Source organism: Flavobacterium sp. PL002 (assembly GCF_054165825.1).
The window spans coordinates 2,183,011-2,205,857 of record NZ_CM135110.1 but is presented as its reverse complement, the minus strand read 5'-3'; the positions used below and the strand labels follow the sequence as shown (position 1 = coordinate 2,205,857).

16 protein-coding genes and 1 tRNA gene are annotated in these 22,847 nt (G+C 33.1%); 5 read left to right on the top strand and 12 right to left on the bottom strand.

What is annotated here, in order from left to right; translation table 11 throughout:
* Positions 1-26: 26 nt before the first annotated feature.
* The 7 genes from ACVEGE_RS09645 to ACVEGE_RS09615 are packed head-to-tail and all read right to left on the bottom strand — an operon-like array spanning position 27 to position 9,521.
* Positions 27-1,187, bottom strand: a complete 1,161-nt coding sequence (locus ACVEGE_RS09645; RefSeq protein ID WP_173850627.1) for a cytochrome c oxidase subunit II — start codon at positions 1,185-1,187, stop codon at positions 27-29.
* Between the two features lie 19 nt (positions 1,188-1,206).
* Positions 1,207-2,577, bottom strand: a complete 1,371-nt coding sequence (locus ACVEGE_RS09640; RefSeq protein WP_173854871.1) for a quinol:cytochrome C oxidoreductase — start codon at positions 2,575-2,577, stop codon at positions 1,207-1,209.
* A gap of 27 nt (positions 2,578-2,604) precedes the next feature.
* Positions 2,605-3,150 carry a c-type cytochrome gene (locus ACVEGE_RS09635; protein WP_192500543.1) on the bottom strand — a complete coding sequence of 182 codons (546 nt, stop codon included), beginning with the start codon at positions 3,148-3,150 and terminating at the stop codon, positions 2,605-2,607.
* Between the two features lie 7 nt (positions 3,151-3,157).
* Complete coding sequence (locus ACVEGE_RS09630; RefSeq protein ID WP_173850633.1) at positions 3,158-3,682, bottom strand: DUF3341 domain-containing protein; 525 nt, start codon at positions 3,680-3,682, stop codon at positions 3,158-3,160.
* Positions 3,675-5,078, bottom strand: coding sequence for an NrfD/PsrC family molybdoenzyme membrane anchor subunit (gene nrfD, locus ACVEGE_RS09625; RefSeq protein WP_173850635.1), 1,404 nt, complete (start codon positions 5,076-5,078; stop codon positions 3,675-3,677). Before nrfD ends, ACVEGE_RS09630 begins: the two co-directional genes overlap by 8 nt.
* A 37-nt stretch (positions 5,079-5,115) precedes the next feature.
* A complete protein-coding gene (locus tag ACVEGE_RS09620; protein ID WP_192500542.1) occupies positions 5,116-8,169 on the bottom strand; it encodes a TAT-variant-translocated molybdopterin oxidoreductase in 3,054 nt (1,017 codons plus the stop codon).
* A 32-nt stretch (positions 8,170-8,201) separates the two neighbouring features.
* Positions 8,202-9,521 carry a cytochrome c3 family protein gene (locus tag ACVEGE_RS09615; protein ID WP_173850639.1) on the bottom strand — a complete coding sequence of 440 codons (1,320 nt, stop codon included), beginning with the start codon at positions 9,519-9,521 and terminating at the stop codon, positions 8,202-8,204.
* Between the two features lie 217 nt (positions 9,522-9,738).
* Between ACVEGE_RS09615 and ACVEGE_RS09610 the strand changes: the two genes are divergently transcribed.
* From ACVEGE_RS09610 to ACVEGE_RS09600, 3 genes are all read left to right on the top strand, one after another.
* Complete coding sequence (locus tag ACVEGE_RS09610; RefSeq protein WP_173850641.1) at positions 9,739-10,128, top strand: SPOR domain-containing protein; 390 nt, start codon at positions 9,739-9,741, stop codon at positions 10,126-10,128.
* 644 nt (positions 10,129-10,772) lie between these two features.
* On the top strand, positions 10,773-11,288 hold the full coding sequence (locus ACVEGE_RS09605) for a helix-turn-helix domain-containing protein (RefSeq protein WP_458008637.1): 516 nt from the start codon (positions 10,773-10,775) through the stop codon (positions 11,286-11,288).
* An 11-nt stretch (positions 11,289-11,299) separates the two neighbouring features.
* The gene (locus tag ACVEGE_RS09600; protein WP_458008641.1) at positions 11,300-11,836 is read left to right on the top strand and encodes an IS630 family transposase; all 537 of its coding nucleotides are present in this window, start codon (positions 11,300-11,302) and stop codon (positions 11,834-11,836) included.
* A 1,306-nt stretch (positions 11,837-13,142) separates the two neighbouring features.
* On the opposite strand, the gene infB is transcribed toward ACVEGE_RS09600, so the two are convergent.
* The 4 genes from infB to ACVEGE_RS09580 all read right to left on the bottom strand — a co-directional run bounded on the left by infB (position 13,143) and on the right by ACVEGE_RS09580 (position 18,256).
* A complete protein-coding gene (gene infB / locus ACVEGE_RS09595; RefSeq protein ID WP_173850643.1) occupies positions 13,143-16,079 on the bottom strand; it encodes a translation initiation factor IF-2 in 2,937 nt (978 codons plus the stop codon).
* Between the two features lie 48 nt (positions 16,080-16,127).
* On the bottom strand, positions 16,128-17,381 hold the full coding sequence (gene nusA, locus ACVEGE_RS09590; RefSeq protein WP_173850645.1) for a transcription termination factor NusA: 1,254 nt from the start codon (positions 17,379-17,381) through the stop codon (positions 16,128-16,130).
* A 13-nt stretch (positions 17,382-17,394) separates the two neighbouring features.
* Complete coding sequence (rimP, locus tag ACVEGE_RS09585) at positions 17,395-17,859, bottom strand: ribosome assembly cofactor RimP (protein ID WP_173851020.1); 465 nt, start codon at positions 17,857-17,859, stop codon at positions 17,395-17,397.
* A gap of 326 nt (positions 17,860-18,185) precedes the next feature.
* Positions 18,186-18,256 (bottom strand) — tRNA-Gln (locus ACVEGE_RS09580).
* Positions 18,257-18,500: 244 nt separating this feature from the next.
* On the opposite strand from ACVEGE_RS09580, the gene ACVEGE_RS09575 reads away from it, so the two are divergent.
* Together ACVEGE_RS09575 and ACVEGE_RS09570 are read left to right on the top strand one after the other, a co-directional pair.
* Complete coding sequence (locus ACVEGE_RS09575; protein ID WP_192501349.1) at positions 18,501-21,782, top strand: glycosyltransferase family 117 protein; 3,282 nt, start codon at positions 18,501-18,503, stop codon at positions 21,780-21,782.
* Positions 21,783-21,875: 93 nt separating this feature from the next.
* Positions 21,876-22,553 carry a polysaccharide deacetylase family protein gene (locus tag ACVEGE_RS09570; protein WP_192501350.1) on the top strand — a complete coding sequence of 226 codons (678 nt, stop codon included), beginning with the start codon at positions 21,876-21,878 and terminating at the stop codon, positions 22,551-22,553.
* On the opposite strand, the gene ACVEGE_RS09565 is transcribed toward ACVEGE_RS09570, so the two are convergent.
* Entirely contained in the window at positions 22,548-22,844 is a 297-nt protein-coding gene (locus ACVEGE_RS09565) for a thioredoxin family protein (protein ID WP_173850651.1), read from the bottom strand. The genes ACVEGE_RS09570 and ACVEGE_RS09565 overlap by 6 nt on opposite strands.
* Positions 22,845-22,847: the final 3 nt, after the last annotated feature.

Genomic DNA, 22,847 nt, shown 5'->3' with positions numbered 1-22,847 from the left:
ATGTATACTTTAAATTTTCTTAATAATTATTTTTTTGCTATTACAGAAACAGCAATCGTATCTTTTATTTTCACAGAATCATTAGTTGCAACTACTGCTGCTATTGCAGGAGCTGGAGTATTAGATTCTTTAACTTGTTGAACTAAGATAGCTTGTTCAGCAACCCATTTTTTATAATCCTCTGGTGTATCAACAATAATCTTCATTTGCATGTTGTAATGAGAAGCCCCACATATTTTATTACAAAGAAGTAAATAATCAAAAGTATAAGGGTCTAAAGCAGTTCCACCTTTAGCAACTAAATCAATACTTTTCTTAGCTCTTAATTCATTAATATGTGCTACTTTTTCAACCATATATGGCAACTCTCTATATTCAGAAGTTGTATAAGTAGGCTCAAAAGCAAATTCAGTAACCATTCCAGGAACACAGTTCATTTGAGCTCTAAAGTAAGGCATGTAAGCTGAATGCAAAACATCTTGAGATCTCATTTTGAAATGTATCTTTTTTCCTTTAGGTATGTGTAACTCAGAAACAACAATATCATCTTGAGCATAAGGATCAGATAAATCTACACCTAAAGTATTGATACCTTCAATGTACCTAACATTAGCTTTACCTAAAACATTGTCTTCACCAGCATATCTTGCAGTCCATTTAAATTGTTGAGCATATAACTCAACAACAATTGTATCATCTTCTTCATCGATGAACATAATATTTGTCCAAGCATAAAGACCGTACAATATAAGACCCGCTAATACTACCGCTGGAATAATACTCCAAACAGCTTCTAACTTATTGTTGTCAGCAAAATATAAAGCTTTTTGACCCTTTTTACCTCTATATTTAAAAGCAAAATAGTGTAATAAAACTTGTGTTATTGCTTGAACAATAAATAAAAGAACCCAAGAGATATTCATTAAACTATCTACAAGTACACCATGTGCAGATGCAGGAGTATGTAAAACTAAACCTCCCCAAGCAAATAGACCATATATTGAGAAAATATAAATGAAAGCAAGAAAGCCAAACATTAAATATCCCTGAACATTATTATCATTATCATTCGCTACTTCTGAACTGTCCGAATGAGATCCTACCTGAGTAAGATCAAATATCTTCGTCAATTGCCATAATGCAACGGCTAATAAAACTAAAACTATAATTACCAACAAACTTGTCATCTGTTTTTTTCTTTAAATATTAATAATGAAAATGTTTACTCTCTTCTATAAATGGATTTCTTTTTGGCAACAAAGGAGCTTTAGTTAATGCAGTAAACACTGTAAAAATAAACAATCCAAGGAAGAAAAGAACTGATGCAATTTCTGGAACTCCAATAAACCATTTATCTCCTACTGTACCTGGCATAATCATATTGAAAAAATCAATATAATGTCCTGCCAAAATAACAACACCAGCCATCACAATTACCCAAGTAATTCTTTTGAAATCAGTATTTATTAAAATCAATAAAGGGAAAACAAAATTCATAACTACAGCTCCAAAGAAAGGTAAGTTATATAATTGAATTCTTGTAATAAAATAAGTAATCTCTTCAGGAATATTTGCATACCAAATTAACATGAATTGAGAGAACCATAAATAAGTCCAAAAAACACTGATACCAAACATAAATTTAGCTAAATCATGTATGTGACTTGTATTAACATATTCTAAGAAACCTCTCGATTTTAAATATACCGTTACTAATGCAATCATTGTGATTCCGCTTACGAAGAAACTTGCAAATACATACCATCCAAAAAGTGTACTAAACCAGTGAGGATCTACAGACATAATCCAATCCCAAGACATTATTGATTCAGTTACAATAAAGAATACAAGAAAACCTGCAGACATTTTGAAATTCTTTTTGTAGTAAAGATCATCAGAAGCTGCATCTTGAGCTAAACAGTTTTTAGCTGAATAATACCTGTAAAGATTCCAACCAATTAAAAATATAGCTGCTCTAACTATCCAAAAAGGAAAATTTAAATAACCTGATTTTTGTGCAATAAGTTTATCATGAGCGACAACTTCAGGATCCAACCAAATAAATAAATGGTTAAAATGCAATCCACATAATATTAATAATATGAAGAACAATACAGAACCCCATGGCAAATAAGCCGTAATTCCTTGCATTACTCTAAACAATACAGGAGACCAACCAGCTTGCGCTACTTGTTGAATTGCATAAAATGCAAGTACACCCATTGCAATAAGCAAGAAGAAAATACAAGCAACATATAATGCAGCCCAAGGTTTATTTTGTAATTCGTGTAAAACGTGTGTTAAATGCTCCTCATGTTCTGCCGAAGCCTTAGCTTCAGTACCACCATGAGTAGGTGTTTCCATGTGTGCTTCATCAGATGACTTAGCTTCTCCATGTGCTTCTGTTTCTCCATGAGCCTCTGCTTCTCCATGAGCACCATGACTCTCTGCTGCTAAAAGAATTTCAACTTCGTGAATATCTTTTGGCGAACTATAAAAACCATAACCTATACCTAATAGACCTACGGCCATTAAGATGAAAGAAAGAGTTTTTAATTTACTTGAAAATGTATACATATCTATTACGATCAGTTTGTTCAACAATTATAATTGGCTTTTTAGTTTAAGGACATAGTCAGCAACTAACCAACGCTCATGTGCACTTAATTGATTTGCATGTGAACCCATTGAGTTTAAACCATAAGTCACTACAAAGAAAACACTTCCTTCAGTAATTACCCTATCTTTATAACTAGGTACTCCAAGAAATTTTTCTCTCTCTACTAATTTTCCTTTTCCATTACCAGCTGCACCATGACAACTAATACAATAAATATCAAATAGCTCTTTTCCTTTATCAGAATTTCTATCTAATGAATCTAAAGGAGAAACAAGATTAGCTTTAGCTAACTCATAACCCGCAGTAGTGTTTTCATATTCGAAAGGTTCAAAACCTCTATTTATCGTACCTGGAGCAGGAAGTTGCCCTTCTTTTCCATTCTTAAATGCACTTGACTCTGAATAGGTTTCGTAACCTATCGACTCATACATGTTAGGAAAGTATTGGTAATTTGGCGCTTTATTATTGTGGCATGATGCTACTAAAATAGTAATACCAAATAATAGTGTTATTTTATATACGGTTTTCATATCTAAATTAATTCTTTTCTATTACTTTAACTTCTACAGCTCCTGTATTTTGGAAAAAAGAAACTAACTCTTCTTCATTATTATTAATGGAAATTTCCATTAAAAAGTGATCATCTGTAGTTCTTACATCAGGATTTTCTGCTTGCTTAAATGGCCATAATTTACTTCTCATATAAAAAGTAAGTACCATTAAATGCGCTGCAAAAAATACAGTCATTTCAAACATAATTGGAACGAAAGCTGGCATATTTTGAATAAAACTGAAACTCGGCTTTCCGCCAATATCTTGTGGCCAGTCTTGAATCATAATAAAATTCATCATCAATGTAGCAAATGTAATTCCAATACATCCATAGATGAATGAACAAATAGCCAATCTAGAAGGAGCAAGTCCCATCGCTTTGTCCAACCCATGAACTGGAAATGGTGTAAAAACTTCTTCAATATGATGATGAGCTGCTCTAGTTTTCTTAACCGCATCCATCAATATATCATCGTCATTATAAATGGCGTATATTACTTTATTATTCATGATGTCTATCTTTATTTGCTTCTCTTTCTCTTTTGTAATTATCTCCTGTTCCTTTCAAAATTGTTTTAACCTCTGCTTGAGCAATCACTGGGAAAGTTCTAGAGTATAACAAAAACAACACAAAGAAGAAACCAATTGTTCCAATAAAAATACCAATATCAACAAATGTTGGTGAAAACATTGTCCAAGAAGACGGTAAATAATCTCTATGTAATGAAGTAACAATAATTACAAAACGCTCAAACCACATTCCGATGTTTACCACAATAGATAATACAAAAGAAAAGATTATACTAGTTCTAAGTTTTTTGAACCACATAAATTGTGGAGACAAAACATTACATGACATCATTAATAAATATGCCCACCAGTATGGTCCAGTCGCTCTATTTAAGAAAGCATATTGCTCATATTCAACTCCAGAATACCATGCTACAAACAACTCAGTGATATAAGCAACTCCCACAATAGAACCTGTAATCATAATTACAATGTTCATTAGTTCAATATGCTGTACTGTAATATACGATTCAAGATTAGACACTTTTCTCATAATAATAAGTAAAGTATTTACCATTGCAAAACCAGAGAATACTGCACCAGCAACAAAGTATGGAGGGAAGATTGTTGTATGCCATCCTGGTATAACAGAAGTAGCAAAATCCATCGATACAATCGTATGTACAGAAAGTACAAGAGGTGTTGCTAAACCCGCAAGAACCAAAGATACTTCTTCAAAACGTTGCCAATCTTTAGCTCTACCACTCCATCCAAAACTTAGTATAGAGTAAACTCTCTTATTAAAAGGCGTAATTGCTCTATCTCTAAGCATAGCGAAATCAGGTAATAATCCAGTCCACCAGAAAACTAATGATACCGATAAATAAGTTGAAATTGCAAATACATCCCAAAGTAATGGGGAGTTAAAGTTAACCCAAAGGGATCCAAATTGATTTGGAATTGGGAGAACCCAATACGCTAACCATGGACGACCCATATGTATAATTGGGAATAAACCCGCTTGCACAACAGAGAAAATTGTCATTGCTTCTGCAGAACGGTTAATTGCCATTCTCCATCGCTGACGGAATAATAATAGAACGGCGGAAATCAGTGTTCCTGCGTGACCAATACCTACCCACCAAACGAAGTTAGTGATATCCCAGGCCCATCCAACAGTTTTATTTAATCCCCATGTTCCAATACCTGTAGATACTGTGTAAATAATACAACCTATTCCCCAAAGGAAAGCAGTTAGTGCAATTGAAAATACAATCCACCAATGTTTATTTGCTTTACCTTCAACAGGTGCAGCAATATCTACTGTTACGTCGTGATAAGTTTTATCACCTATAACTAAAGGTTTTCTAATGGTTGCTTCGTAGTGAGACGACATAATCCTTTATATTGTTTCTTATTAATAATTTTTTTTACTAGGTATTTCTAACTTTAACATGATAAATCACATTAGGCTTAGTTCCAACATGTTCCAACAAATGATACATTCTATCATCTGCAGCCAATTTTGTCACTTGACTTTTGGTATCATTAACATCTCCAAAAACCATTGCTCCAGTAGAACAAGCATTTGAACATGCAGTTTGAAATTCTCCATCAACAATTGATCTACCTTCTCTTTTAGCCTTAAGAATAGTTGCCTGTGTCATTTGAATACACATTGAACATTTTTCCATAACACCACGAGAACGAACGTTTACATCTGGATTTAATACCATACGTCCTAAATCATCATTCATGTGATAATCGAATTCACTGTTTTTGTTATACAAGAACCAGTTAAAACGACGCACTTTGTAAGGGCAGTTATTTGCACAGTAACGCGTACCAACACATCTATTGTATGCCATGTGGTTTTGACCTTGGCGACTATGAGATGTTGCTGCAACAGGACAAACAGTCTCACAAGGAGCATGATTACAATGTTGACACATTACTGGTTGAAAAGAAACTTGAGGATTATCTCCCGCTTTTTCCATTTCATTAAAAGTAGACAATGAACTAGACAATCCTTTAATATTCTCTTTTCTTTCATTATCTCCTGCAAAAGTGCTTTCAGAAGAGTAGTATCTATCAATACGCAACCAGTGCATATCGCGACTTCTTCTAATCTCTGACTTACCTACAACAGGCACATTATTTTCGGCGTGACACGCGATAACACAAGCACCACAACCTGTACAAGCATTTAAGTCAATTGAAAGATTAAAATGATGTCCTATTGAACGATCAAATGTATCCCATAAATCAACTGTAGTAGCTTCTACTTCTTCATGGTTCAAAGATACCATTGGAACTTCATTCCAAACTTTAGCATCTTTAGTATTAAATATCTCCAAAGTAGTTTCTTTGATGATATCTCCTCTACCCATTAATGTTTTTTGTCCTTGAACACAAGCAAATTCATGATCTCCAGAAGCTTTTTCTAAAGTAATCGCTTGTACATCATTGAAATCTTTATATAAAGAGTAAGCATTTATACCTACCATCATTTCTTCTTTAAGAGCAGCCTTGCGACCATACCCTAAAGCTAATCCAACAGTTCCTACCGCTTGTCCTGGTTGAACAATTACCGGAACGTTTTCTAACTTAATACCATCAGCAGTTGTTACTGTAGCATAACTACCATTCAAACCACCATTAGCAACAATTTCATTTGTCATTCCCATCTCTTTTGCATCAGCATTAGAAACAGTTATATAATTATCCCATGAAACTCTAGTAATTGGATCTGGAAACTCTTGCAACCAAGGATTGTTTGCTTGTTGACCATCACCCATTCCTGTTTTAGTATATAAAACTAATTCAAATCCTTGAGAAGCTTTTGATTTTGCTAAAGCATTTGCAGCAGTAGTATAATCAGCGTTTCCTCCAGATAAAACTTGAGATTCAGATACAAAAACACCATCATGTAATACTTTATTCCATGTAGTACCAGTAACCGTTCCTGAAGCATTTGCTTTTACATAGTCATAAAAAGTACCCGACATACCATTCAAAGACATTAAAACGTCTTGAAATTGCTTAGTATCGAACAATGGACGAATTGTAGGTTGTGTTAAACTATAAGTACCTCTAGTAAGACTTAAATCACCCCACGATTCTAAATAATGTGGCACAGCTGCAGCAACTGTACTCACTAAAGCAGTTTCATCTTCTTTTAAAGAAAAAGCTACTGATGTTTTGACTTTTTTAAGCCCTGCAACAAATGATGCTGAATCAGCTAAAGTATATACAGGATTAACACCACTCATAATTAATGTATGAACGCTTCCGGCTTTCATATCATTTATCAATTGAGCCACTTTTTCGTTAGATCCTTTTCTAATTTGTCTTGTACCAGAAGTGCTATAAGCAGTACTTCCTAATGCTTGATTAATAGCCAAAACTAATAATTGTGCATTTTTATCTTGAATACCTGAGACTAAAACTCCATTTGCACCAGCAGCTTTTAACTGTTGAGCCGCTTTTACAACTTCAGTTTTAAACTTAGCATCTAATGTTACTGGAACAGCTGCTCCAATAACTATATTATATATTTGAACTAAAGCTTGCTTTTGATTGGCAACAGACATCGCTAAACGTTTATCAGCAGCAGCTCCTGACAAAGTCATGTTTGCTTCTAACTGAAAATGACGTGACATCTTTCCGTTTTGTGGAATCCTACCCTTAGCATATCCTGAATCATATCCACCACCTTGCCAGTCTCCTAAGAAGTCAGCACCAACAGAAACGATTAAAGAAGCTTTTGAAAAATCGTAATCAACTAAAGCTCTTTCACCGTAAACAGTTTCAAAAGCATCTAAAGCTTCAGAAGAAGAAACAGCATCATAAACTACATGTTTAGCTGTAGGATTCAAAGCTATAAATTCGCCAATTAATTTTTCAGTAGAAGGACTTGCTAATGTATTTGTTAATAACACAACTTGACCACCTTTTGACTTAGCATCTGCTAAACTTGATTTAACTTTAGCATCAACTGCTGACCAAGTTGCATTTTTCCCGTCAATTTTAGGTTCCTTCAAACGCATATTATCATATAATGATAATATAGACGCATGAATTCTTGCATTAGCTGCAAATTTCGCTCCTGAAATAGTATTATTATCTATTTTAATAGGACGCCCTTCACGTGTTTTAACAAGAAGATTTGCAAAATCAAAACCATCAAAAACAGAAGTAGCATAATAATCAGCTACTCCAGGAATGATTTGTTCTGGCTGTAATACATAAGGTATCGACTTGTTCACAGGACCTTCGCATGCTGCAAGTGTAGCTGCAGCAGTACTAAACCCTACGTACTTTAAAAAATCACGACGTGATGTTGAAGAAGATGACATAGCATCATCATTTCCTAAAAACTCATCAGTAGGAATTGCTTCAACAAATTCGTTATTTCTAAGCGCCTCAACAATAGAACCATTTTCAAGTTCCTCAACACTTTTCCAGTATTTTTTGTTTGATGACATTGTATATAAATATTAAAATCTTAATAATTTGATTAATAGTGGCATTTACCGCATTCTAAACCTCCCATTTGCGCTGCAGTCAATTTGTCTACACCGTATTTCTTAGAAAGCTCTTCGTGAATTTTAGTATAATATTCGTTTCCTTCCATTTTAACATCGGTTTTTCTATGGCAATTAATACACCATCCCATTGTTAAAGGAGCAAACTGTTTTTGAATCTCGTAAGTTTCAACAGGACCGTGACAAGTTTGACATTCAACTCCTGCAACAGTTACGTGTTGTGAGTGATTGAAATAAACAAAATCAGGCAAGTTATGAATACGAACCCATTTTACAGGTTGTGTTTTTCCAGTATAAGACTGTGTAGTTTTATCCCAACCTACAGCAGTATATAATTTTTGGATTTGTTCATCGTAAAAAGCTTTACTGTACTCAGGAGTAGCAGTTGTTTCAGCAACTTCAGCAATATTCTTATGACAATTCATACAAACATTTAAAGAAGGAATACCAGCGTTTTTACTAACTCTAGCCGCAGAGTGACAATACTTACAGTTGATTTCATTATCACCAGCATGAATCCTGTGAGAATAATGAATTGGCTGAATTGGCTCGTAGTTTTGATCTACACCTACTTGCATTAAGAAGCCATACACGAAGTACGCACTTGCAAGCAATAAGAAAATAGCAGTAACTAAAACCAAAAATTGATTTTTAGCAAAAGCTTTCCATATTGGTGTTGTTGGTGTTTTTGAAGTTACTTCAATTCCGTTTGATTTTGCTACTTTAGTTAAGACATTATTCACAAGGAATAACATAACAACTAACATCAACATAACAAGAGCTAAAGCACCTAAAATAATACTATTAGAAACACCACTTTGATCAGCAGTACCAGCAACAGCAGTTCCAGGTAGTGGAGCAGGAGCTTCAGCCTTTACTTCTGATGTGTAAGCAATAATATTGTCTATATCGCCTTCTGATAATTGAGGAAATGGAGTCATTACTGCTTTATTGTTTTCTTCAAAAACCTTAACAGCAGCAGCATCACCTGACTTAATCATGTCAGAGCTATTATGAACCCACTTATAGATCCATGCCATTTCATGTTTCTCTGCAATACCCCTAAGAGCCGGTCCAGTAGACTTAGCGTCTAACTTGTGACATGCAGCACAGTTTGAATTAAAAAGTTCCTTTCCTTTAACAGGGTCAGCACTTGGCGCAGCCGCAGGAGCCTCAGTTGCAGCTGCAGGAGCAGCATCTTGTGCAAATGAAGTAAAGGAAAATGCCAGCATTAAAGTAAAGCTGAACAATAGTTTCCTTGAGATCGAATTATGGTTACCCACCTTTTTCATAAAATATAATGATTATCTACTAAAAATTGGCACAGTTTTCTCTATAAATAATTACAGTTAAACCGTTCCTTTATTTTAAACTTCGACAAAAATACGACTTATGAACTATTCTCAAAACCTTAAAATAGTCTTAATTTCAATTTATATTAATTCTAAATAATAATTTGCTTTTAGATTCATTCATTAAATACTATTTTTGCTTAAAAACCATCACGTTATGAGAATCATACCCATTAAAACAACCTTATTTGTATCTTTTCTAATTTGTATTACCGCTGGAACATTACAAGCTCAGGTCCAAAATATTAACATTAAGCAAGATGCCCGCTTTGAACAATTATTAAGTGAAAAAAGAAAAATAAATTCCTCTGTTTCTATCAATGATCGCTATAAAATCCAAGTATTTAGCGGTGATAGTGAAAAGTCTAAAAGAGCTTTATATGATTGTAAACAGCAATTTAAAGAGCTAGACGGCACAATTGTTTTCAATACACCTAATTATAAAGTATGGATTGGTAACTTTAGAACTAGAATTGAAGCCGAAAGAAATCTAGAAGAAATTAAAGACAAATACTCTAATGCTTTTATAATTAAGCCACAAAAATAAATTTATAACTTAAATCCAAAAAAAAGCTACTTCATCATGATAGTGGCTTTTTTTTGGTCTATAAATTATTTGAAATTTCTAAAATCAACAAAATATCGATTAATTATAACCTTTACTTACGACTAAAAGAAACAACATTAAAATTGATATCTCGATTTTACTTTAAAAAAGAAAAAACTTACGAATGACATAGAAAGCACTGCTATTTGTAAAAACTAAACATTCTTCATTTAAATAAATAGCGTTGATTTAAATGATTTACCCTTAAATATATCTTTTCGATTGGCTTTAAGTTTATTTAAAAAACTAATTACAATTAAATCGAATTCACCAATAACAACTAATTCGTCACTGATATAAAAAGGGAGTATCTCTTGATCATAATTTCAACAGCCTAAATTAGGTAACTAACTTTCATATTCTCTAGCATTGAAAAAGCTACCTATTTCATTAGAGCAATATTGACCTATTTCCTTTTGTGTTAATCCAAATCTAGAAAGTTGATTATATTTAAACTAATCTTTTTATTTACAAAATCAATATAATAAATTTCAAAACTAATACCAAACGAAAATATATTATAGACCAATTTTTATAATTGGTTTTTTAATGTTATATTTGGACTATATTATAACAGTGGTATTATGGCATATTCAAAAATTTTGATTATCAAGGAAACCGAAATAGAAATTAAAAGTCTACTTAAACAATCTATCCCATTCATTGGACAACGTTTAAGAGTTCTACTGATTTTAAAGCAAAACGAAAAAACAGGGATTTCCAAACGAGAGGTTGCCAAATTAGCTGTGGTCGATCCAAATAGCGTTCATAAATGGAGAACATTATATATTAACGAAGGAATTGAGGGTTTGATGAAACATCAAAAAACAGGCTTCAAACCTTCGGTTTTCTCTGTTACTGAACACAATATGTTGGAAACAAAACTCAATGATTCTCAAAATGGCCTTCAAGGTTATGTTGAGCTTCAAGATTGGATTGAAAAAGAAACAGGGAAAACTTTCAATTACAACACCTTACTTTATTACTGCATTAGAAATTTTAAATCAAGCGTAAAAGTAGCCCGAAAAAGTCACGTTAAAAAAGATGAAAACCAAGGAATCTCTTTTAAAAAGACTTCGGAAGAATCTGCCAAGAAATAGCACTGAATGCTGTGGGGAATTTTGAATCTATAAATCTATTTTTTCAAGACGAATCGCGTTATGGTTTATTTACACGCAATGGCAAATCAGTTACTGCTATTGGTGTGAAACCAATTTGCACTTTCCAACAAGTCTTCAAATCAACTTGGCTTTCTGGAGCATTTTCTCCCATAACAGGAGACCATTTTCAACTAATACTCCCGCATTGTAATGCTGATAATTTTCAAGTTTTTCTAAATAACTTCACAAAAGAAAAACCCAAGGAACTTAAAATAGTCGTGCTGGATAATGGAAGATTTCATAAGGCTAAAAAATTAATCATTCCTGAAAATATTGTTCTTGTTTTTTTACCACCATATAGTCCAGAACTTAATCCCGCTGAAAAAATGTGGGCAAAATATAAACGACAGTTCTCTAATAAATTTTACAAATCATTAGAGGATGTTGAAGATTTTATTACTGATGTGGTGAAAAATACAACTAAAAAAGAGGTAATGAGTATCTGCGGGTATAGCTATGTGTGTTTAGATAAAATTTGGACTATATAATATGTGTGTTTGGTATAACACTCTCATTAGGAGATCGGAGCAATGAATAATCATTACTCTGAAGACACGCTAACTTATCATAAAAAAATTGAATAGGATTATTTTACAAACGTGTTAAGAAAATAAACTACTAAACACAGAAGCAAAATTCTAATTTCATCACATATTTAGAGCTCCGATAAAATAAATATATTCCTATATTTTCACCTACATCCTGAAAGTATATAAAGAATCTAATTAACTATTTTAAATACAAAAGATACACCCAAAAACTATCTAGCCGTAATAACGGGTTAAGAAAATATTCTTAAAAACTACGATATTAATTATAGTTTATTTACAACAAAAGCAGCACAATCTTTGACAAACTAAGGCTATAACATTGTGTGCAGTCAAGAAGTAATAATTAAAATCAAACACACTAAACCTTGCAGTTAGTCTCCTTTGTAAACAGCTTGCGTATCAAATTTAAATTACCGCTACAATTGTATAACGAACACTATTAAAAACGAATTAAATTAGTCCCTCACGACCTATTATAGACACTAACAGATGATTAATAATGTTTATGTGTTTTACAATTACATAATATTCCCATCACTAACTCCTAATATTATTTCGAAATAAACAAGTGCTTTTGTTATTCAATACCCCCTTTTTAATCACATCGATATAATATTTAAAAAATATCATTTTTATTCTTTCCTATAAAAGCAGGGGAATCAATTTCTTTAAACAATTAAAAGATAAACAACAGCAACCACAAGCAATAATAATTTGCCCTCATATTCTAATTGAATAGAAACATATGATTGTCCGCATTGAGTAATGAAAAATTTGCACACAGATTTGAAGATTTAAATAGATTCGTCATAACTATTCAGTTGAAATTTTTGAAGACTACGCACCTTTTATACATACATAAACATAATACAGTCGATTTACAATAAAAACACTCTACTCCACTCAAACTGATAATTAGACTGTATTATAAATAGTCTATGCATGATAACCCAAACCATCTTAAATAGCAATATAGTTACATTAAGGACAATAGCAAGAGCATTTTATAATTCTTACTTAAAAGCTATAAAAACTCAATTTAAAAAAAACTTAGATAAACTGTCATACGTTATTAATAAGCATATTTATAAATTCATCTGCTGTTTTACTATTTTTTATTTATTACTGAAATACCAGCAATACGTCATAATCATTTAAAGGATAAAAAAAAGCTACAAATTACACTTTAAACGCAAAAAATCCCGACGAATCGGGATTTTTCAAATATATAAAGAATTAAATTTTATTTCAATTTCTTTTTAATAGCAACTTCATGGTATGATTCAATAACATCTCTTTCTTCGATGTCGTTGTATCCTTTAATTTGGATACCACAATCATATCCTTTTGCAACTTCTTTCACATCGTCTTTGAAACGTTTTAATGCTACTAACTCACCTGCGTGAACAACAACACCGTCTCTAATAACTCTGATCTTAGCGTTACGAGTAATTTTACCATCAGTAACCATACAACCTGCGATAGAACCCACTTTAGAGATTTTGAATATCTCTCTAATTTCTGCAGTTCCAAGAATTTCTTCTTTCATTTCAGGAGCTAACATTCCTTCCATTGCATCTTTCAAGTCATCGATTGCTGCATAGATAATAGAATAGTAACGGATATCGATTTCTTCCTTATCAGCAAGTTGTCTCGCATTTCCAGCAGGACGAACATTAAATCCAATAATAATAGCATCAGAAGCAGAAGCCAACATAACGTCAGTTTCAGTAATCGCTCCAACACCTTTATGTATGATGTTAATTTGGATTTCTTCAGTAGACAATTTAGAGAATGAATCAGATAATGCTTCAACAGAACCATCAACATCTCCTTTAAGGATCACATTTAATTCTTTAAACTGACCTAATGCAATACGACGACCAATTTCATCTAGTGTAATATGACGTTGTGTACGTACGGATTGTTCACGCATTAATTGAGAACGTTTAGCAGCAATTTGTTTAGCCTCTTTTTCGTCTTCAAAAATATTGAACTTATCACCTGCAGTAGCTGCACCATCAAGACCTAAAACTGATACTGGTGTAGATGGACCTGCTACTAGAACAGAATTCCCTCTTTCATCATGCATTGCTTTAATCTTACCATGATGCTTACCTGCTAACATATAGTCACCAATTTTAAGCGTACCATGTTGTACTAATATTGTAGATACGTATCCTTTACCTTTATCAAGGAAAGCTTCAACTACAGTTCCTTGAGCAAATTTATCTGGATTAGATTTTAAATCTAAAACCTCTGCTTCAAGTAATACTTTTTCTAATAATTCTTTTACTCCAGTTCCAACTTTTGCAGAAATATCATGAGATTGGAATTTCCCACCCCAGTCTTCAACAAGTAAATTCATACTTGCTAACCTTTCTTTAATTTTCTCTGGATTTGCATTAGGTTTATCTACCTTATTGATTGCGAAAATAATAGGAACTCCAGCTGCTTGCGCATGACTGATAGCTTCTTTTGTTTGTGGCATGATGTCATCATCAGCTGCAATCACAATAATAGCGATATCTGTAACTTGAGCTCCACGAGCACGCATAGCGGTAAACGCCTCGTGACCAGGTGTATCAAGGAATGCAATTTTTTGTCCGTTATCTAAAGTTACTCCGTAGGCACCAATATGTTGTGTAATTCCTCCAGATTCCCCTGCAATAACATTTTCTTTACGAATGTAATCTAGTAAAGATGTTTTACCGTGATCAACGTGACCCATCACAGTAACAATAGGCGCTCTAAATACTAAATCTTCTTCTTTATCTTCAACAACAGTAATTGCTTCTTCAATATCTACGGTAATGAATTCAACTTCATAACCAAACTCATCAGCAACAATTGTCAATGTTTCTGCATCAAGACGTTGGTTCATGGTAACCATGATTCCTAGAGACATACAAGTTCCAATAACTTTAGTAATTGGCACATCCATCATGATAGCTATTTCACCAACAGTAACAAACTCAGTAACCTTAATAGTTTTACTTCCTTCGTCTATTGCTCTTTGCTCCTCATCCGATTTTTGACGGTGCGTATCTCTTTTGTCTCTTCTGTATTTTGCCGCTTTAGATTTACCACCTTTTTTACCTTGTAATTTTTCTAAAGTCTCACGAATTTGGTTTTTAACTTCCTCTTCCGTTGGCTCTACTTTTGCAACAATAGCAGGTCTGTTTCCTTTAACGAATCCAGGTCTAGAACTTCTATTAGCATTATAACCACCACCTCCAGTATTAGGAGTAATCTTGTTAGGATTAGGTGCACCAGGAACTCCAGGAGGTCTTGGCGTGCCCGGTTTAGGAGCAATTCTTTTACGTTTATTTTTATTAGCATTATTAGCTCCTGCAGCACCTGGCTTATTAGGAGTAATTTTAGGCTCTTCTTTTTTCTTTTTAGGTTTATTAAACTGAGACAAGTCAATAGTTTGACCAGTAAGTTTAGTTCCTGATAATTTTTGATACTGTGTAGCAATTGCTTCTTCTGCAGGAGTTTCTTCACCTTTTGGCGTTGCATCTGCTGCTGGGGCTGCTACTACTTTTTCAGTTACCTCTGCTTTTGGAGTTGCTTTAACTTCAGGAGCTTCTTTTTTCACAGTCTCTTTTGCAACAGGGGCTGCTTTTGGAGTTGCTACTTTTTCCTCTTTCTTAGCTTCTTTAACTTCAACAGTAGGTTTTACTTCTTTTTTATCTGAAACAGGTTTGTCTTGTACTGGCTCTTTTGGAGCTGGTTTTTCAACAGGAGCTGGCGCTTTAGTAGCTTCTGCAGATTTCTCTACATTAGCTTTTACCGGCGCTGCTTTTTTTGGATTAAGATCAATCTTACCAACTTGAACAGGACCTGTTACTACCGCTCTCGCTTTGATAACTTCTTGTTGTTGTTTAAGAACCTCTTCATCATGCTTGCGTTTATCCTCTATCTCTTTTTCTCGCTCCACACGCAAAGCTTCTTTCTCTTTTCTTTTCTCTTCTCCTACTTCTTTTGAAGCTTCTTTTTTCCCTCTGTCACCTGCAAATTGACCGCACAGAACATTGTATACATCATCAGAAATTTTTGTGTTTGGATTTGCTTCAATAGCAATTCCTTTATCTTTTAGATAATCCACAGCTCTTTCCAAAGAAATATTCAATTCCCTTAAAACTTTGTTTATTCTAATAATTCTCTCTTCAGACATAAAACCTTTTTATTATTACCTTTTTCGTTGTGTTGTTAGAAGCATAGATTAACTATCAAATTCTTCCTTCAATATTCTCATTACATCTAGAATAGTTTCCTCTTCTAGGTCCGTTCTTCTTACTAAATCTTCTACATCTTGTTTTAGGATACTTTTTGCAGTATCTAAACCAATTTTTGCAAATTCATCTATAACCCATTCTTCTATCTCATCTGAAAATTCTGTCAACTCAACATCATCTTCATCTGCAGTAGCACCGGCAACATCACCTTCACGAATTACATCAAGTTCATAACCTGTCAATAGACCAGCTAATCTAATGTTGTGACCTCCTCTACCAATTGCTTTAGAAACCTCTTCTAATTTCAAGAAAACATCTGCTCTTTTTGCTTCTTCGTTAATTTTAATCGAAGAAACTTTTGCAGGGCTTAAAGCTCTTGTGATAAACAATTGAATGTTACTAGTATAATTAATAACATCTATATTTTCATTTCCTAATTCACGTACAATACCGTGAATACGTGATCCTTTCATACCTACACAAGCACCTACAGGATCAATTCTATCGTCATAAGTTTCTACAGCTACTTTTGCTTTTTCACCTGGAATTCTTACTACATTTTTAACCATAATTAAACCGTCAAAAACTTCAGGAATTTCTTGTTCAAATAATTTCTCTAAAAACTTCTCAGAAGTTCTAGACATAATAATTTGAGGTTTGTTCCCTTTTAATTCAACGCTTTCAATAATTCCTCTAACATTATCTCCTTTACGGAAAAAGTCAGAAGGTATTTGTTTTTCTTTTGGTAAAACAATTTCATTTCCTTCGTCATCAACTAATATAACCACTCTTGGTCTTACGTGATGCACTTCGGCTGTATATATCTCTCCAATTAAATCTTTAAATTGTTTGTAAAGATTTGTATTATCATGTTCATGAATTTTAGAAATAAGGTTTTGGCGTAAAGCCAAAATTGCTCTTCTTCCTAAATCAATTAATTTAACTTCTTCAGAAACTTCTTCACCAATTTCAAAATCCGCTTCAATTTTTCTTGCCTCTGTTAACGTAATTTCTTCGTTTTCAAAATCTAAATCTTCGTCCGCAACAATTACTCTTCTTCTCCAAATCTCCATATCCCCTTTATCAGGATTGATAATGATATCGAAATTATCGTCTGAACCGTATTTTTTCTTCAATGCATTTCTAAATACATCTTCCAAAATTGCCATAAGCGTTACACGATCAATAAGTTTATCATCTTTAAACTCTGAGAATGAATCGATTAATGCTAAATTTTCCATGCGAATTCTTTAATTAAAATGTTACTGTAACAATTGCTTCTTTTATATCTGCGTAAGGAACTTCAAGTCTCTTTTGAACTGTTTCTTTTCCTTTACCAATCTTCTTCGGTTCTCTAGCTTTCCATGACAAAATTACAAAATCATCATTAGCTTCTACTAATTCTGCCTCTAAATTTTCTGTAGCTGTTTTCACAATCAGTGTTCTACCTACATTTTTCTTGTATTGTCTGACCAGTTTTAAGGGTGATCCTACTCCTACCGAAGCTACTTCTAGAGAAAAATCTTGCTCTTCTCTATCTAAATTATTCTCAACAACGCGACTAAGATCGATACAGTCCTGCAAGGCAACGCCATTATCTCCGTCTATTGTTACGATTACTTTAAAAGCCTCTGTTATAGTAAGATCTATCAAGAAAAGCGATGGCTTATCTGAAAGACCTTCTGTCAACAATGTATTTACTTTTTCTTTAAATGTCATATTTTTATAAAAAGAGGGGACAATTAGTCCCCTCATTATCTAGTTTTTAATAAATAACGGTGCAAATATAGTGTTTTTTTTATTAACGGAAATAATTGATTGTTGTTAAAATAATCCCTGAGCTATCTAAAACTACAAAACAAAGATTTTTCTTATAAAATAATCAAGAAAAATACAGCTCTATTTTGTTTTTATACCACTTTAACAACTCTTCAATGTCACTATTCTAAAAAAAATAGCATCAAAAGAGTTGCTTTCAAAAAAAATCAACTCCATCAAAAACTTTCGAACAAAAAAAAGCCTCTCAATTTCTTGAAAGGCTTTCGTTGGTCTACAAGGACTCGAACCTTGAACGACTGCACCAAAAACAGTTGTGTTACCATTACACCATAGACCAGCTTAATTACTGTAGCAGCATTGTTGCTTAGCGAGTGCAAATTTATACTAAATTTTAGTTTGCGCAAACTTTTTTAGCACTTTTATTCAAAAAAAATGAAAAAAAATTTTCTGAAACTAGAAAAATACTAAGAACCAATAAGTTACTAAAACAAGATTGTTTGATAGAATTTTTTGTTAATGCACTTTGCATTAATAAAAAAAACATTTTCTTTGTATCTCAAAATAAAACTAAATTTTTATACATGAACAAGGAGACATTTAATTTCAATAAATGGAATACTATCCTCGGCTGGATTACATTTGGAATCGCATTAATAACTTACACACTCACCGTTGAACCTACAATGAGCTTCTGGGACTGTGGAGAATATATTGCAACCGCAGCTAAATTACAAGTAGGCCATCCTCCTGGAGCTCCTTTATTCCAAATGATTGGTGCTTTCTTTGCCATGTTTGCTGCCGATAATCAGCATATTGCCTTAATGGTTAATATGACATCTGTTTTTTCGAGTGCCTTCACCATTCTGTTTTTATTTTGGTCTTCCTCAATGATATTAAGAAAACTAGCTGCTAGAATTTCTGAGCCTAATAAAAATAACGAAATTGTTGTTTTAGGAAGTTCATTTGTTGGCGCACTAGCATTTACATATTCTGATAGCTTTTGGTTTAATGCTGTTGAAGCCGAAGTTTACGCTATGGCTTCTCTACTTATTGCTTTACTATTATGGCTGGGTCTTAGATGGGAACAAGAGATGAATACACCCAGAGGAGATCGCTGGTTGCTAATCATTTCTTTAGTTGTGGGACTTTCATTTGGAGTTCACTTTATGGCATTACTTACCATTCCTGCTATTGGGTTTTTATATTTTTTCAAAAACTACAAAACAGTTACTGTAAAGAATTTTATCATCGCAAATGTGGTGGTTGTTTCTATATTATTATTTATATTCAAGCTATTACTACCTTTAACGATGGCCTTCTTTGGTAAGACAGAAATCTTTATGGTTAATAGCTTCGGAATGCCATTTAACTCTGGAACTATCTTTGTTACCATTGCAATAATTGCTTTCTTTTATTTTGGATTAAAGTATACTCGTAGCAAGGGAATGATTCAATACAACACACTGTTACTTTGTGTTTTATTTATCTTAATAGGATTTTCGACTTGGATGATGCTTCCTATTAGAGCCAATGCAAATACAGTAATTAACGAAAATAAACCATCAGATGCTGCCGAAGTTCTTGCGTATTATAACAGAGAGCAATATGGTGTAAATCCGCTTTTTTACGGACCACAATACACTGAAACATTTGCAGGCTTAGACAAAAATAATCCTTATTTAGACAAAGCACCTAATTTCGAGAGAGATTACAAAACAGGCAAATATGTTATTGTAAACAACTTTAAAAATGCGGAGCAAAACAGTGACGATGACCAAAAAACAATTCTACCTAGGATGTGGAGTGCTGATCATATAGAAAACTATATGAATTTTACTAACGCACCTCTTTTTAGAATTGATCCTAATCATGATTACGAGAGTGATCTTGGACAATATGGAGTTGATGTTAATTCATTATCTGAAGAGGATTATAACAAAGCCATTGCGCAATTAAAAAATGAAGTCGTAAAAACGGTTAATGAATTTAGAACCGCTTACGCTCAAAAACAAATTGACAACGAAGGCTACATGAAGTTCCTAAAAAGCTATAATGAATATTTAATTATAGAAAAGCCTACTACTGCAGATAATTTAAGTTTTATGGTTGAATACCAATTTGGATACATGTACTGGAGGTATTTAATGTGGAACTTTGTGGGACGTCAAAATGACATTCAAGGAAGGTACAGCAACCAAGATGGAAACTGGCTTAGCGGAATCAACTATATAGATAATTTACATCTTGGATCTCAAGAAAACCTCCCTGCAGATGTTTTAAACAATAAAGGTCGTAACGTCTATTTTTTCTTACCTTTTATTCTTGGACTAATAGGAATAATGTTTCACGCAAGTAGAGATAGAAAAAGCTTTTATGTCTTATTATCCTTGTTTTTATTCACAGGTATTGCCTTAAAAATATACTTAAATGAAAGACCCTTTGAGCCTAGAGAAAGAGATTATGCTCTTGTAGGTTCCTTTTATGTTTTTGCAATATGGATTGGTTTTGGTGTATATTCACTTTATGAAACCTTAAAAGAGTATTTAGCTCCTAAAATTGCCGGACCTGTCATTATAACTGCTAGTTTACTTGCTGCACCCGTATTAATGGGGTATCAAAACTGGGATGACCACGATCGTTCTGGAAAATATACTGCAACTGCAATGGCAAAGGCCTATTTAGAATCTTGTGACCCTAACGCAATCTTATTTACCATAGGTGACAATGACACCTTCCCTCTCTGGTATGCTCAAGAAATTGAAGGTGTACGTACAGATGTAAAACTGGTAAATACCAGCCTTTTCATGACCGACTGGTATATTGACCAAATGAAACGAAAAAGCTATCAATCAGAAGCCTTGCCTATTTCTTTTACACATGATGAATATGTAGGTGACAAATTAGACTACGTAGTTTATGTTCCTAAAACAGAAAGTAGATGGGATGCAAAAGACCTTATGGCCTTTATAAAAAATCCTAAATCAACGATAGGAATGCAAAACGGACAAACGGTACATTTTTTCCCGACAAATAAAATTAGAATTCCTGTTGATAAAAATGAAATAATTAAAAACAAAGTTGTTGCTGCAAAATACAATGATTCTATTGTTCCTTACATTGATATCGATATCAAAGGAAGAGCATTGTATAAAAACAGAATAATGATGTTAGATATTGTTGCAAATAACAACTGGAAAAGACCTATTTATTTCAGCCCAGGCTCATTTGACGATGAAGATTACTTGTGGATGAAAAATTATTTACAACTTGAAGGATTAATTTACAAATTAGTTCCAGTAAAAACACCAATACCTAAAGACGGAAGTCCACTTGATTTGGGCGGAATTGATACTGACAAAATGCTACAGATTGTTAGAAAATGGGAATGGGGAAATAGTGATAGCGACCACATTTACCACGATCCTGAAACAAGAAGAGAGTCTATTAATTATAGAACTAATCTAGCACGATTAATGGAAAAATTAATCGAAGAAGGTAAAATTGATAAAGCGAAAGAAGTTATTAATATGGCGATGACTAAAATGCCAGTTGATAAATTTGACTATTATTCATTACTAGAGCCATTTGCTGATGGATATTACAAAGTAGGCGAAAAAGCAAAAGCGCACGAGTTACTTAATAAATTGACGCAAAAATACAAAGAGAATCTAAACTATTACAAAACTTTAGATGCATCTGATCAAAGTAGTCTTGCTATAGATATCATAACTGATATTGAACGCTATAGAGGACTGATTCAGGTAATGGGTAAAAATGGAGACTTAGATTATTACAATAAAAACAAAGCTACCTTTAATACATATATCGAAATGTTTCATCGTTTTGGTAGAGAAAAAGAATAAGTAAATATCCCAATTTAGACTATAAAAATGTAGCAATATCGCTTAGATATTGCTACATTTTTTTTAACTTTAAATCTCTAAATAAAGATCAAAATGAGCTTTTACTGGGTAAAAACAAACGCAATTATTAGAAAGCTATTCTCTAATTACATTTGGCTATTGCCAAATAATGAGAAGAAAATCTATCTTACATTTGATGACGGCCCAATTCCAGAAGTAACTGAGTGGGTTTTAGCTGAATTAAAGAAAAACAATGCTAAAGCAAGTTTCTTTTGTATTGGGAAAAATATCGAAGCGAATCCGGATATATTTAAGAAAATTATTAATGATGGACACAGCATAGGAAACCACACCTACAACCACTTAAACGGATGGAAAACATCCACTGAAAACTATCTAGCTGACATTGAGAAATGCGAAAATACAATAATTAAATCCGCTTGTGATTTTAAAAGAAGTACTCCACAACTTTTCCGTCCGCCTTACGGCAAAATAAAAACGGGACAAACAAAAAGAATAAAAAGTTTGGGATATAAAATTATTATGTGGGATGTTTTAAGCGGCGATTTCGATCAAAAAATAGCAAAAGAAAAATGCTTAGATAATTTGATTCAAAATATTGAACCTGGAAGTATAATTGTCTTTCATGACAGCGTTAAAGCGTCTAAAAATCTTAAATATGCGTTACCAAAAGTATTGGATTATTTAAACAACAATAACTTTAGCTATGCAAGAATTACTGCTGAGAGTTTTACAAACAGTAAATTATAATTTCCCTTGAAGAATACTAATTAAAGTATTTGCATCTAACTCACCTGATTGCCTCCAGATCATCTCTCCCGCTTTATAAATCATTAAAGTAGGTAATCCTTTTATACGCAAAGCAATAGCAAGTTCATGGTTTTTATCCACGTCAATTTTTATTACTTTAGCCTTGTCACCAAGAGCCGCAGCTACGTCTTTCATAACAGGATCCATAGAAACTGAGGATTCGTTCCAATCTGTGTAAAAATCAATTAAGACAGGCACTTGTGCACTAATAAGTTCTCCGAATTTTGACATATA

What these genes read in the sequence shown, in the direction of transcription:
- nrfD (WP_173850635.1), bottom strand. Translation starts at nt 5,078, where the DNA reads ATGTCGTCTCACTACGAAGCAACCATTAGAAAACCTTTAGTTATAGGT.
- ACVEGE_RS09570 (WP_192501350.1), top strand. Translation starts at nt 21,876, where the DNA reads ATGAGCTTTTACTGGGTAAAAACAAACGCAATTATTAGAAAGCTATTC.
- ACVEGE_RS09565 (WP_173850651.1), bottom strand. Translation starts at nt 22,844, where the DNA reads ATGTCAAAATTCGGAGAACTTATTAGTGCACAAGTGCCTGTCTTAATT.
- ACVEGE_RS09645 (WP_173850627.1), bottom strand. Translation starts at nt 1,187, where the DNA reads ATGACAAGTTTGTTGGTAATTATAGTTTTAGTTTTATTAGCCGTTGCA.
- ACVEGE_RS09605 (WP_458008637.1), top strand. Translation starts at nt 10,773, where the DNA reads ATGGCATATTCAAAAATTTTGATTATCAAGGAAACCGAAATAGAAATT.
- ACVEGE_RS09630 (WP_173850633.1), bottom strand. Translation starts at nt 3,682, where the DNA reads ATGAATAATAAAGTAATATACGCCATTTATAATGACGATGATATATTG.
- ACVEGE_RS09635 (WP_192500543.1), bottom strand. Translation starts at nt 3,150, where the DNA reads ATGAAAACCGTATATAAAATAACACTATTATTTGGTATTACTATTTTA.
- ACVEGE_RS09620 (WP_192500542.1), bottom strand. Translation starts at nt 8,169, where the DNA reads ATGTCATCAAACAAAAAATACTGGAAAAGTGTTGAGGAACTTGAAAAT.
- rimP (WP_173851020.1), bottom strand. Translation starts at nt 17,859, where the DNA reads ATGACATTTAAAGAAAAAGTAAATACATTGTTGACAGAAGGTCTTTCA.
- ACVEGE_RS09610 (WP_173850641.1), top strand. Translation starts at nt 9,739, where the DNA reads ATGAGAATCATACCCATTAAAACAACCTTATTTGTATCTTTTCTAATT.
- nusA (WP_173850645.1), bottom strand. Translation starts at nt 17,381, where the DNA reads ATGGAAAATTTAGCATTAATCGATTCATTCTCAGAGTTTAAAGATGAT.
- ACVEGE_RS09575 (WP_192501349.1), top strand. Translation starts at nt 18,501, where the DNA reads ATGAACAAGGAGACATTTAATTTCAATAAATGGAATACTATCCTCGGC.
- infB (WP_173850643.1), bottom strand. Translation starts at nt 16,079, where the DNA reads ATGTCTGAAGAGAGAATTATTAGAATAAACAAAGTTTTAAGGGAATTG.
- ACVEGE_RS09640 (WP_173854871.1), bottom strand. Translation starts at nt 2,577, where the DNA reads ATGTATACATTTTCAAGTAAATTAAAAACTCTTTCTTTCATCTTAATG.
- ACVEGE_RS09615 (WP_173850639.1), bottom strand. Translation starts at nt 9,521, where the DNA reads ATGAAAAAGGTGGGTAACCATAATTCGATCTCAAGGAAACTATTGTTC.